Origin of the sequence: Paraburkholderia hospita (assembly GCF_002902965.1) — a bacterium.
Taxonomy (GTDB): Bacteria; Pseudomonadota; Gammaproteobacteria; order Burkholderiales; family Burkholderiaceae; genus Paraburkholderia; species Paraburkholderia hospita.
Genome location: NZ_CP026105.1, coordinates 489,467 through 502,144 on the forward strand (window position 1 = coordinate 489,467; position 12,678 = coordinate 502,144).

8 protein-coding genes are annotated in these 12,678 nt (G+C 63.5%); 6 read left to right on the top strand and 2 right to left on the bottom strand.

Features of this window, described 5'->3' with window-relative positions:
* Window positions 1-58 precede the first annotated feature (58 nt).
* The 4 genes from C2L64_RS02160 (at window position 59) to C2L64_RS02175 (ending at window position 7,380) form a co-directional block, all read left to right on the top strand.
* Window positions 59-1,846, top strand: a complete 1,788-nt coding sequence (locus C2L64_RS02160; protein ID WP_090835951.1) for an acyl-CoA dehydrogenase C-terminal domain-containing protein — start codon at window positions 59-61, stop codon at window positions 1,844-1,846.
* Between the two features lie 126 nt (window positions 1,847-1,972).
* Window positions 1,973-4,408, top strand: a complete 2,436-nt coding sequence (locus C2L64_RS02165; RefSeq protein ID WP_090835952.1) for a 3-hydroxyacyl-CoA dehydrogenase/enoyl-CoA hydratase family protein — start codon at window positions 1,973-1,975, stop codon at window positions 4,406-4,408.
* 113 nt (window positions 4,409-4,521) lie between these two features.
* Entirely contained in the window at window positions 4,522-5,721 is a 1,200-nt protein-coding gene (locus C2L64_RS02170) for an acetyl-CoA C-acyltransferase (protein ID WP_007579783.1), read from the top strand.
* Window positions 5,722-6,615: 894 nt separating this feature from the next.
* A complete protein-coding gene (locus C2L64_RS02175) occupies window positions 6,616-7,380 on the top strand; it encodes an enoyl-CoA hydratase (protein ID WP_007579785.1) in 765 nt (254 codons plus the stop codon).
* A gap of 21 nt (window positions 7,381-7,401) precedes the next feature.
* Here C2L64_RS02175 and fdhD read toward each other — a convergent pair whose 3' ends face one another.
* On the bottom strand, window positions 7,402-8,223 hold the full coding sequence (gene fdhD, locus C2L64_RS02180; protein WP_007745223.1) for a formate dehydrogenase accessory sulfurtransferase FdhD: 822 nt from the start codon (window positions 8,221-8,223) through the stop codon (window positions 7,402-7,404).
* A 116-nt stretch (window positions 8,224-8,339) separates the two neighbouring features.
* Here fdhD and C2L64_RS02185 point away from each other — a divergent pair, with 116 nt between their 5' ends.
* Window positions 8,340-8,816 carry a nitrate reductase associated protein gene (locus C2L64_RS02185; protein WP_007579789.1) on the top strand — a complete coding sequence of 159 codons (477 nt, stop codon included), beginning with the start codon at window positions 8,340-8,342 and terminating at the stop codon, window positions 8,814-8,816.
* A 193-nt stretch (window positions 8,817-9,009) separates the two neighbouring features.
* Window positions 9,010-12,132, top strand: coding sequence for a sensor domain-containing protein (locus C2L64_RS02190; protein ID WP_090835953.1), 3,123 nt, complete (start codon window positions 9,010-9,012; stop codon window positions 12,130-12,132).
* Window positions 12,133-12,205: 73 nt separating this feature from the next.
* Here C2L64_RS02190 and C2L64_RS02195 read toward each other — a convergent pair whose 3' ends face one another.
* Window positions 12,206-12,601, bottom strand: coding sequence for an acyl-CoA thioesterase (locus tag C2L64_RS02195; protein WP_007579793.1), 396 nt, complete (start codon window positions 12,599-12,601; stop codon window positions 12,206-12,208).
* Between the last annotated feature and the right edge of the window lie 77 nt (window positions 12,602-12,678).

The window sequence follows — 12,678 nt, forward strand, 5'->3', positions numbered from 1 at the left end:
GGCGCGGAGGCTGGCAGCGGAGCTCGAGCCAACACCTTTGGATTGATTGGAGAGACTCATGGGACAGTACGCCGCGCCGTTGCGCGACATGCAATTCGTATTGCACGAGCTGCTGAACGTCGAAGCCGAGATCAAACAGATGCCGAAGCACGCTGATCTCGATGCCGACACGATCAACCAGGTGCTCGAGGAAGCCGGCAAATTCTGCTCGGAAGTGCTGTTCCCGCTGAACCAGAGCGGCGATCAGGAAGGCTGCAAATACGAAGGCGATGGCGTCGTCACCACGCCGAAGGGCTTCAGGCAAGCGTACCGGCAATACGTCGAGGCGGGCTGGCCCGCGCTCGGCTGCGATCCCGACTTCGGCGGCCAGGGCCTGCCCGCGTTCGTCAACAACGCGGTGTACGAAATGCTGAACTCGGCGAACCAGGCCTGGGCGATGTACCCCGGCCTGTCGCACGGCGCCTACGAGTGCCTGCATGCGCACGGCACGCCGGAGCTGCAGCAGGCCTATCTGCCGAAGCTCGTGTCGGGCGAATGGACGGGCACGATGTGCCTGACCGAGCCGCATTGCGGCACCGACCTCGGCATCCTGCGCACGAAGGCCGAGCCGAATAGCGACGGCTCGTACGCGATCAGCGGCACCAAGATCTTCATTTCCAGCGGCGAGCACGATCTCGCCGAGAACATCGTTCACCTCGTGCTGGCGCGCCTGCCGGATGCGCCGCAAGGCACGAAGGGCATTTCGCTGTTTGTCGTGCCGAAGTTCATACCCGACGCGAACGGCAACCCCGGCGAGCGCAATGGCGCGAAGTGCGGCTCGATCGAACACAAGATGGGCATTCACGGCAACGCGACGTGCGTGATCAATCTCGACAGCGCTAAGGGCTGGCTGGTCGGCGAGCCGAACAAGGGCCTCAACGCGATGTTCGTGATGATGAACGCGGCGCGCCTGGGCGTCGGCATGCAGGGTCTGGGGCTGACGGAAGTCGCGTATCAGAACTCGCTCGTCTACGCGAAGGAGCGTTTGCAGATGCGCTCGTTGACGGGCCCGAAGGCGCCCGAGAAGGCCGCCGATCCGATCATCGTCCATCCCGACGTGCGCCGCATGCTGCTCACGCAGAAGGCCTACGCGGAAGGCGCGCGCGCCTTCACGTACTGGGCCGCGCTGAACATCGACAAGGAGCTGTCGCACGCCGATGAATCCGTGCGCAAGGACGCCGCCGACCTCGTCGCGCTGCTCACGCCCGTCATCAAGGCCTTCCTGACGGACAACGCGTTCGAAGGCACGAACATGGGCATGCAGATCTACGGCGGCCACGGCTTCATCGCCGAGTGGGGCATGGAGCAATACGTGCGCGACGCGCGCATCAACATGATCTACGAAGGCACGAACTCGATTCAGTCGCTCGATCTGCTGGGCCGCAAGGTGCTCGGCGACATGGGTGCGAAGCTCAAGAAGTTCGGCAAGCTGGTGACCGACTTCGTCGAGGAAGAAGGCATCAAGCCGGAGATGCAGGAGTTCGTCAATCCGCTCGCGGATATCGGCGACAAGGTGCAGAAGCTGACGATGGAAATCGGCATGAAGGCAATGCAGAACCCGGACGAAGTCGGCGCCGCGGCCGTGCCGTATCTGCGCACGGTCGGCCACCTGGTGTTCTCGTACTTCTGGGCCCGCATGGCGCGCATCGCGCTCGACAACGAAGCATCCGGTGATCCGTTCTACAAGTCGAAGCTCGCCACCGCGCGCTTTTACTTCGCGAAGTTGCTGCCCGAAACGGCCTCGACGATTCGCGCCGCGCGCGCCGGCTCGAAGACGTTGATGGAAGTCGACGAAGCGCTGTTCTAAAGCCATCGCGAGGCGGCGCACGACAGTCATGCGCCGCCGCCACACTCACACACATACGCCGCGCGCCGCCCATCTAAGCCCGCGCGCGGTGACTCGCGACACCGCATAACGCCCCGGAGGAACGACGTGAGCAATCTGATCATTCGCAAGGTCGCCGTACTCGGCGCCGGCGTGATGGGCGCGCAGATCGCTGCGCACCTGATCAACGCGAAGGTGCCCGTGCTGCTGTTCGACCTGCCAGCCAAAGAAGGCCCGAAGAACGGCATCGCACTGAAGGCGATCGAAAACCTGAAGAAGCTGTCGCCCGCGCCGTTTGGCGTGAAGGACGACGCGCAATACATCCAGCCCGCCAACTACGACGACGACATCGAGAAGCTCGCCGAATGCGACGTGGTGATCGAGGCGATCGCCGAGCGGATGGACTGGAAGCACGACCTGTACAAGAAGGTCTCGCCGCACATCGGCCGAAACGCGATCTTCGCGAGCAACACATCGGGCCTGTCGATCACCGAACTGTCGAACGGGTTCTCCGACGAACTGAAGGCGCGCTTTTGCGGCGTGCACTTCTTCAACCCGCCGCGCTACATGCATCTGGTCGAGCTGATCCCGACCACGGCGACGCGCCCGGAAATCCTCGATCAACTCGAAACCTTCCTGACGAGCGTGGTCGGCAAGGGCGTGGTGCGCGCGAAGGACACGCCGAACTTCATCGCGAACCGCGTCGGCATTTTCTCGATTCTCGCGGTGATCAAGGAAGCCGAGAAGTTCGGTCTGCGCTTCGATGAAGTCGACGATCTGACGGGCAGCCGCCTCGGCCGCGCGAAGTCGGCGACGTTCCGCACGGCGGACGTGGTCGGTCTCGACACGATGGCGCACGTCATCAAGACGATGCAGGACAACCTCACCGACGACCCGTTCTTCCCGGTCTATGAAACGCCTGCCGTACTCGCCGGATTGGTGAAGCAAGGGGCGCTCGGCCAGAAGACGGGCGCGGGCTTCTACAAGAAGGAAGGCAAGGCGATCAAGGTGCTCGACGCGAAGACGGGCAGCTATGTCGATGGCGGTGCGAAGGCGGATGAGCTGGTCGGCCGCATTCTCAAGCGTCCGCCCGCCGAACGCCTGAAGCTGTTGCGCGAATCGCAGCATCCGCAGGCGCAGTTCCTGTGGGCGATCTTCCGCGACGTGTTCCATTACATCGGCGTGCATCTGGAGTCGATCGCCGACAACGCGCGCGACGTCGATCTCGCGATCCGCTGGGGCTTCGGCTGGAACGAAGGTCCGTTCGAGGGCTGGCAGACGGCGGGCTGGAAGCAGATCGCCGAGTGGGTGCAGGAAGACATCGCGGCAGGCAAGGCGTTGTCGAACGCGCCGCTGCCCGTGTGGGTGCTGGAAGGTGCTGTCGCCGAAAAGGGCGGCGTGCATACGAACGAAGGCTCGTGGTCGCCGGCTGAAAAGCGCTTCGTGCCGCGCTCGTCGCTGTCCGTGTACGACAGGCAAGTGTTCCGCGCGCCGCTCGCAGGCGAAACAGGCGCCGATCCGAAGACGTACGGTAAGACTGTGTTCGAGACGGATGCCGTGCGCGCATGGGTCGACGATCGCGCGGGCGAGAACGACGTGTTGATCGTGTCGTTCAAGAGCAAGCTGAACACGATTGGACCGTCGGTGATCGACGGCATCACGCAGGCGATCGATGTCGCCGAGAAGGACTACAAGGCCGTCGTCATCTGGCAACCGACGTCGCTGAAACTCGGCGCGCCGGGCGGCCCGTTCTCGGCGGGCGCGAATCTCGAAGAAGCGATGCCCGCTTTCATGATGGGCGGCGCGAAGGGCATCGAGCCGTTCGTGAAGAAGTTCCAGCAAGGCATGCTGCGCGTGAAGTATTCGAACGTGCCCGTGGTCGCGGCCGTGTCGGGCATCGCGCTCGGCGGCGGGTGCGAGCTGGTGTTGCATAGCGCGAAGCGCGTCGCGCATGTCGAGAGCTATATCGGTCTGGTCGAAGTGGGCGTCGGCCTCGTGCCGGCGGGTGGCGGGCTGAAGGAAGCGGCGTTGCGTGCCGCCGAGGCCGCGACGCAAGTCGGCGCGACCAACGATCTGCTCAAGTTCTTGCAGAAGTCGTTCGAGAACGCGGCGATGGCGAAGGTCTCCGGCTCGGCGCTCGAAGCCCGCGCGATGGGCTACCTGAAGCCGTCTGACACGATCGTCTTCAACGTCTTCGAACTGCTCGACACCGCGAAGAAAGAAGCGCGCGCGCTGGCCGCCGCGGGCTATCGTCCGCCGCTGCGCGTGACGCAGGTGCCTGTCGCCGGACGCTCGGCGATTTCGACGATCAAGGCGTCGCTCGTCAACATGCGCGATGGTCGCTTCATTAGTGAGCACGATTACCTGATCGCGAGCCGCATCGCGGAAGCGGTGTGCGGCGGCGACGTCGAAGCGGGCAGTCTCGTCGATGAAGAATGGCTGCTGGCGCTGGAGCGTCGCGCGTTTGTCGAGTTGCTCGGCACGCAGAAGACGCAGGAACGGATCATGGGCATGCTGCAGACGGGCAAGCCGGTGCGCAACTGATCGATTCGCCATAGGACCAGATTAAGCGCTGAAGCGCTAACTCTGATCGACATGCCATGGGACCAGAGTAAGGCGCTAAACCGCCAACTCTGGTCGACAGGAGAACCTCAAAAATGACCAAGCAATTGCAGGACGCATATATCGTCGCCGCGAGCCGCACACCGATCGGCAAGGCGCCGCGCGGGATGTTCAGGAACACGCGCCCGGACGAACTGCTGGTGCACGCGATCCGCTCGGCTGTCGCGCAGGTGCCGGGCCTCGACACATCGCTGATCGAAGACGCGATTGTCGGCTGCGCGATTCCCGAAGCCGAGCAAGGTTTGAACGTGGCGCGCATGGGCGCGTTGCTGTCCGGCTTGCCGAACACGGTCGGCGGCGTGACGGTGAACCGCTTCTGCGCATCGGGCGTAACGGCGCTCGCGATGGCGGCGGATCGCATTCGCGTCGGCGAATCGGACGTGCTGATCGCGGGCGGTTGCGAATCGATGAGCATGGTGCCGATGATGGGCAACAAGCCGTCGCTGTCGCCGCATATTTTCGATCGCAATGAAGACGTCGGTATTGCGTACGGGATGGGCCTGACGGCCGAGAAGGTTGCGGAGCGCTGGAAGGTGAGCCGCGAGCAGCAGGACCAGTTTTCGGTCGAATCGCATCGCAAGGCGGTTGCTGCGCAACAGGCGGGCGAGTTCGACGACGAGATCGCGGCCTACACGATCACCGAGCGTTTCCCCGATCTCGCGACGGGCGAAGTGAAGGTGAAGACGCGTGAGGTGAGGCTCGATGAAGGTCCGCGCGCGGATACGTCGATGGAAGGGCTTGCGAAGTTGCGCACGGTGTTTGCGAACAAGGGTTCGGTGACGGCGGGAAATAGTTCGCAGACGTCGGATGGGGCGGGCGCGTTGATCGTGGTGTCGGAGAAGATTCTCAAGCAGTTCAATCTGACGCCGTTGGCCAGGTTTGTCAGCTTCGCTGTGCGCGGTGTGCCGCCGGAGATCATGGGGATCGGGCCGAAGGAAGCGATTCCGGCGGCGCTGAAGGCCGCAGGGCTCAAGCAGGACGATATCGACTGGATCGAGCTGAATGAGGCTTTCGCCGCGCAGTCTCTGGCTGTTATCAACGATCTTGGGCTCGATCCGGCGAAGATTAATCCGCTTGGCGGGGCTATTGCGTTGGGGCACCCGCTGGGGGCGACTGGGGCGATTCGTGCCTCTACCGTTGTTCATGGCCTGCGGCGGCGGAATTTGAAGTACGGGATGGTCACGATGTGTGTGGGCACCGGTATGGGTGCGGCTGGGATTATTGAGCGGGTTTGAGTGGTGTGGGGTTTTGCTTGCGGGCCGCTGGTGTATTAGCGGTTCGCATTTGGTTTCGCTGGCATCGGCGATACGGTGTTCGCTGCGCAAAGCTGTTTGGTTTTTGGGTGTTTGCGCTGGCATCCGCGCATTGCGTTCGTGCTTCAGGCGTCGCCCCTGTGCGGGGCGGCACCTACTTTTCTTTGCCGCCGCAAAGAAAAGTAGGCAAAAGAAAGCGGCTAACACCGCCAGCCAGTGTTGCTATCCACGGGCCCCCAACGTCCCCGACCTTCACACGGCAGTGTCCTTGTTTGCGTGCGTTGCCAACGCTTCGAATGAACGCCTCACCCACTTCAAACGCCGGTACATGGGCTAGCGGCGGCGAATGGTTTGCGCCGCCCAGGTGGCAAACTGTGTGTAGGTTGTCGCGGCGTATAAATCGGCGCTCTTACAGGGTGGGACGCTTGCCCTGTCGGTCCGGAGTGAGGCGTGCGGAGCACCTGGGGCCTACACACAGTTTGCCACCTGGGCGGCCGTGGAATATCTGGTACGGCACGCTGCGACGCGGGTGTGTGAGGCGGGTGATGCGTTGGATTGGAGCGTTGGCAACGAACGCGAACAGGAAAGTTGCCGTGTGAAGTGAGGGACCGGTTGGGGGCCCTCAGGCAGGAAGAAGAACTGGCGGTGTTAGCCGCTTTCTTTTGCCTACTTTTCTTTGCGGCGGCAAAGAAAAGTAGGTGCCGCCCCGCACAGGGGCGACGCTTGAAGCACGAAGGCAAAGCGCGGATGCCAGCGCAACCTCAAGCAAACCACACCAGCGTGCGCAGCAAACCCCTTAACCCGGACGCCAGGCGAAAAGGCGAACGGCATCGCAAATGCCAACCGCAGAAGCGCAAAAACATGGAGGAGTGACAAATGGACATCGAAATCACCCGCACGCACGACGTGCTAACAATCGCCTTCGCCCGCCCAGAAAAGAAAAACGCGATCACGGCAGCGATGTACCAAACGATGGCCGACGCGCTGGTCGAAGCGCAACAAGACCCGGCCACCCGCGCGGTGCTCATCCGCGGAAGCGCGGGAATCTTCAGCGCCGGCAACGACCTGGAAGACTTCATGAAGCAACCACCCGTCAGCGACGACGCACCGGTCTTCCAGTTCCTGCGCGCAATCAGCTCAGCGGAAAAACCACTAGTGGCATCAGTGGCCGGCGCAGCCGTAGGAATCGGCACAACGCTGCTGCTGCACTGCGACCTGGTCTACGCCGCCGACACAGCAACCTTCTCACTGCCGTTCGCACAACTGGGCCTGTGCCCGGAAGCCGCATCGTCGCTGCTGCTGCAGCGCGTCGCTGGCTATCAAGGGGCAGCGGAAAAGCTGATGCTCGGCGAACCGTTCGACGCCAAAGAAGCGCAACGCATGGGCTTCGTGAACCGGATCCTGCCTGCGGCAGAAGTGGACGCGTTCGCGCTGCAGCAGGCGCAAAAACTGGCCGCCTTGCCCGCATCGTCGCTCCGCGTGACCAAGCAACTAATGAAACGCGCCGCGCAGCACGAAATCCAGACCCAAATGACCGACGAAGCCGTGCACTTCGCCAAGATGCTGCTCGCACCCGAAGCAAAGGAAGCGTTCAAGGCGTTCTTCGAGAAGCGCAAACCAGACTTCCGCCAGTTCAGCTAAACGGGAAACGAGGCGGCCGCGTCAGACAGTGTCGTAATCGACGTAGCCCGCTTCGCGACAGAAGCTCACCAGCCGCACGCCCGCTTCGCGTGCAATCGTAATCGCCAGCGACGACGGCGCCGAAATCGTCGCGACCATCGGAATGTCGACGCGCGCCGCCTTGCGCACCAGTTCGTAGCTCGCGCGGCTCGACAGAAAGACGAAGCCTTCCTTCGTATCGACGCGATCCAGCGACAGCCGCCCGATCAGCTTGTCGAGCGCGTTGTGACGCCCCACGTCCTCGAACGCATAGTGGATCGCGCCCGTCGCGTCGCACCACGCGGCGGCGTGCAGGCCGCCCGTCATCTTCGTGAGCGCCTGGTGCGCGGGCAGTTCCTTCGCGGCGCGAGCGATTGCATCGGGCGCCAGGCGCTGCAAAAAGCCCGTGTCGGGCACGCGTTCCGGCGCCAGATCGAGCAGATCAATGCTCTCGATTCCGCACACGCCGCAACCCGTGCGGCCCGACAGCGCGCGGCGCTTCTCCTTCAGCGCGACGAACGCCTGCTGCACGACGGTCAATTGCACTTCCGCATGCGGCAATTTGCCGTCGCGGAACTCGACCTCGATGTCCTGAATGTGCGCGCCGCGCTCGACAATCCCTTCCGAAATCGCGAAACCCACCGCGAATTCTTCGAGGTCGCGCGGCGTGCACATCATCACCGCGTGCGAAATGCCGTTGAAGACGAGCGCGACGGGCCACTCCTGGCCGACATGATCGGCGACGCTCTCGACCGCGCCGCCGCGGTGCCGGCGCACCGCCTGCTCAACGATGCCCGGTTGTTCGCCCGTTTCCAGTTCGTTCACCTGCTGACTCCTGCACGAATGCTGCGACCCGGCTTAGGGCCGCCGCGCCGCCAATATGGTTCTAAAATACCTCAGACCGGCATAGCGCGTTGCCCGCCGAACAAGAGGAATCTGTCATGGGACTCAATGATGCGCCCCTGCTGTTCAACTTCGAGGTTGAATCTTCGGAGAATCTGAAATTCATACCGATGGTCGTCCGATTCAATCTCGACCGTTTCGGGCTGCGGATCTCGCTCGAACAATGGCAGATGCTGCCGCACGAAGACCGCGTGCTGCTGGCGCGCTTTCCCGTCGAAGACGACACTGCGATCGAGCCGAACTTCGATCACGCCCTCTTCGAGATGATGCGCACGCACGCGAATATCGAGCCCGAATGGTTCACGCCCGAGGATAACCCGGCATGGCGCGACACTGCAGTCGTGCCGGATACCGTTCTGAATCAGGCCCAGCTCGCCAGTCTGATGGCGCCGAGCGCCACGCAGTGGGCGCGGCTCGAGCCGTTTCAGCGCTACGTGCTCGCCAAACTGTCGCGCAAGACGGCGAGCAACCATGATTTCCTGCCGGCAATGAAGGAATTTGGCCTCGCCAGCTGAATCTGGCGCAAGATTTTTTCGTTTTTGCCCTCAATCTCTTCCGATCGCTGCCGTTATCCAAAGGTTGGCGCGTAAAGCGCTGCGCCCGGCTGCGCTCGTTCGTCCGCGTCGTCCGTGCGCGCCGCATGTGATTGCGCATCTGACTGGCTTCCCGCGCGCCCCCGCCTGCAGGATCGAACGACGTTCGGAACCTATGATCTCTTTTCTATCGAAGCGGCTGCTGATCAATCTGGCGGTCGTCGCCGCGGCGGTCGGCGCGAACGCCTTCGTCGCGTACACGCAGATTTGCGGACAGCGCGACGCCGATGCGCGCACGGTCCGCTCGACGGCTATCCGCCAGAATCTGGAAGCCTATCGCGCGACGCTCGAAGACGGCCTCGGCGTGCTCGGCCGTTACGAGGCATCGGCCACGCCGGCGCCCGCCGAGGCGGCGGCAGGGATGTCCGCGTCGCTTGCGAAGATCGACAGGGCGCTGCGCGAGCAACTGGCGAACCAGCCAAACGTCGCTGGCGCGCTCGCGCAGCTCACGTCCGACGGCACGCGGCTTCAGCAGGACATCGCGCTTGCGCTCGCCAAAACCACCGCGCCGGAGCAGGACGGCTCACGCGCATGGGCTGCGCAGACTTATACGCGTCTTGGGATGGAAGTCGACGGGCTCGAAGCGCGGATGGACCAGTTGCGCGTGCAGGAAGACCTGTCGCTGAAGGCGGCACTCGACGCATCGATGCGCGATTCTCGCTACGCGATGCTGTTCCTGATCGTGACGATGCTCGCGGGCAGCGGGCTGCTGATCTACACGTTCGGCGCGCGGGAAAATGTCGCGCGCGAAAAGCTGCGCATCGCGAAAGCGCTGCATCGGCACGACGAGCGTTTTCGCGGGCTGTTCGAGCAGCATCCCGTGCCGATGTACATCTTCGACCGCGACACGCTGCGCTTTCTCGCCGTCAACACGGCGGCCGAGCAGCAATACGGCTACTCGGAGAGCGAATTTCTGGCGATGACCGTGCGCGCGATCCGCCCGCACGCAGAGGTCGCGCGGCTCGAATCGCACTTGCAGCGCAGCGACGTGGCGCCGGGCGGCCCGCGCACGATGGCAGGCATCTGGCATCACCGGCGCAAGGACGGCTCGCAGATCAGCGCCGACATCTCGTATCACGCGATGACTTTCATGGGCCGGCCCGCACTGTTCGTGCTCGCCGACGACGTCACCGAGCAGATCAACGCCGAAGCCGAAGCGCAGCGTTCGAACCAGATGCTGGAAACGGTGATCGACAACATCCCGCAGCGCATTTTCTGGAAGGACAAGGAGTTGCGCTATCTCGGCTGCAACATGGCGTTCGCGCGCGACGCGGGCCTCGCCTACCCGGAGCAGGTGATCGGCAAGCGCGACGAGGACATGCCGTGGCGCGCATTCGCCGACGAGCTTAGCCGCCAGGATACCGAGGTGATGGCCTCCGGCGTTCCGAAGATGAACTACGAAACCGATATGGTGATCGACGGCGTGCATCGCACGACGGTGACCAGCAAGCTGCCGTTCACCGACAGCGACGGCCGCGTGATCGGCGTGCTCGGTTCGTACACCGATATCACCGAGCGCAAGCGCGCAGACCTCGCGCTGCGCCTGCAAAGCCGCGCGCTCGATGCGAGCGTCAACGCCATTCTGATCACCGCACCTTCGAAGGAAGGCAATCTGATCGAGTACGTGAACCCGGCGTTCAAGCGCATCACGGGCTACGATCCGCAGGAAGTGATCGGCCAGGACTGCCGCCTGCTGCAGCGTGACGACCGCGATCAGGAAGGCATTGCCGCGATCCGGCAGGCGTTGTCGGCGAATCGCGAAGTGAGCGCGGTGCTGCGCAACTATCGCAAGGACGGCGCGCTGTTCTGGAATCAGCTGTATATCGCGCCCGTGCCCGACGCCGACGGCCAGACCACGCACCACATCGCCGTCATCAACGACGTGACGGCGTTGATCCGCTATCAGGAACAGCTCGAATATCAGGCGAACTACGACAGCCTCACGCGCCTGCCGAACCGCAATCTGCTGCGCGACCGGCTGCAGCATGCGCTGATCGTCGCGCAGCGGCATCACAAGGGCGTGGCTGTCGTGTTCATCGATCTCGACGGCTTCAAGAATGTCAACGACAGCTTGGGGCATAGCGTCGGCGACCGGCTGCTGTCGGTGGTGGCGGACCGTCTCGCGCGTTGCGCGCGGGCCAGCGACACGGTCGCGCGTCACGGCGGCGACGAGTTCGTGATCGTGATGACGGATACCGTCGACGAGCAGTCGCTGATCGCGTGGATGGAGCGCGTGCGGGCGTCGATCTCGGAGCCGGTGTGGCTCGACGGCACGGAGCTGTATGTCGGCTGCAGCATGGGCGCGAGTCTGTTCCCGCAGGACGGCGACGACGCAGAGACGCTGATGAAGAAGGCCGATCTCGCTATGTACCGGGCGAAGGACATGGGCCGCAACACGTTCCAGTTCTATCAGCCGGAGATGAACGTGTCGGCGGGCGCGCGGCTGAACCTGGAGCGGCGTCTGCGCCGCGCGCTGCGCGACAACGAGTTTCTGCTGCATTACCAGCCGCAGGTCGATATCGAAACGGGGCAGGTGGTCGGCATGGAAGCGCTGGTGCGCTGGAGCGACCCGGAAGTCGGCCTGATTCCGCCGTCGCAGTTCATTCCCGTCGCCGAGGAAAGCGGACTGATCGGGCCGCTGTCGGAATGGGTGCTGCGCGAAGCGTGCCGTCAGAACAAGGCGTGGCAGGACGAAGGCTTGCCGCCCGCGCGCGTGTCGGTGAATCTGTCGGCGCGGCAGTTCCAGCAGCGCGATATCGCGAAGCTCGTGATGCAGGTACTGGAGGAAACGGGCCTCGATCCGCAGTATCTGGAGCTTGAGTTGACCGAGAGCACCATCATGCGCAACGCGGAAGAGGCCGTGTCGATGCTCAACGAACTGCACGCGCTCGGCATCGGTCTTGCGATCGACGACTTCGGCACGGGGTATTCGAGCCTCAGCTATCTGAAGCGCTTCCCGGTGGACCGGCTGAAGATCGACAGGTCGTTCGTGTCGGATATCGGCGAATCGTCGGACGACGAGACGATCACGTCGGCGATCATCGCGCTCGCGCACTCGCTGAATCTGCAGGTGATTGCGGAAGGCGTGGAGACGTCGACGCAGCTCGACTTCCTCAAGGAGCGCGCGTGCGATGAGATGCAGGGCTATTTCTTCGCGAAGCCGCTGCCCCACGATGCGATTCCCGGCATGCTGCAGCGGGGCGCCGAGAACGCGGCGATGATCGCGGCGAACGCCTGATCGTCAGGCTTTCAGGGGAGCATTCAAGGCCGCGCGCTACGTGGGCGCGGCCTGCCGGAATCAGTCCGGCAACTCAGTCCAGTTCCGGCAGCGCGCGCGGGCGGCGGTCGCTGTCCGTCGCGACATAGGTGAGGGTCGCTTCCGTCACCTTCACTGTTTCTTCCGAGAGGCTCATGCGCTGCGCGTAGACCTCGACGGCGACCGTGACCGACGTGTTGCCCGTCTTCACGATATCCGCGTAAAAGCTCAGCAGATCGCCGACGAACACCGGCTGCTTGAACACGAACGAATTGACGGCGATGGTCGCAACGCGGCCATTCGCGCGGCGGCTTGCGGGAATCGAGCCGGCGATATCGACTTGCGCCATGATCCAGCCGCCGAACACATCGCCATGGACGTTCGCATCCGACGGTTGCGGGACGACGCGCAGCGCGCACGGTTTCTGCGGGAGGTTGAGAGTCTGGGTCATCGGGGCATCCATGAATTCAGTTGGGTCGGCAGGGATGGCGCTCGCGACGACGGCATGACCGGGAAGACCAGTGTCAG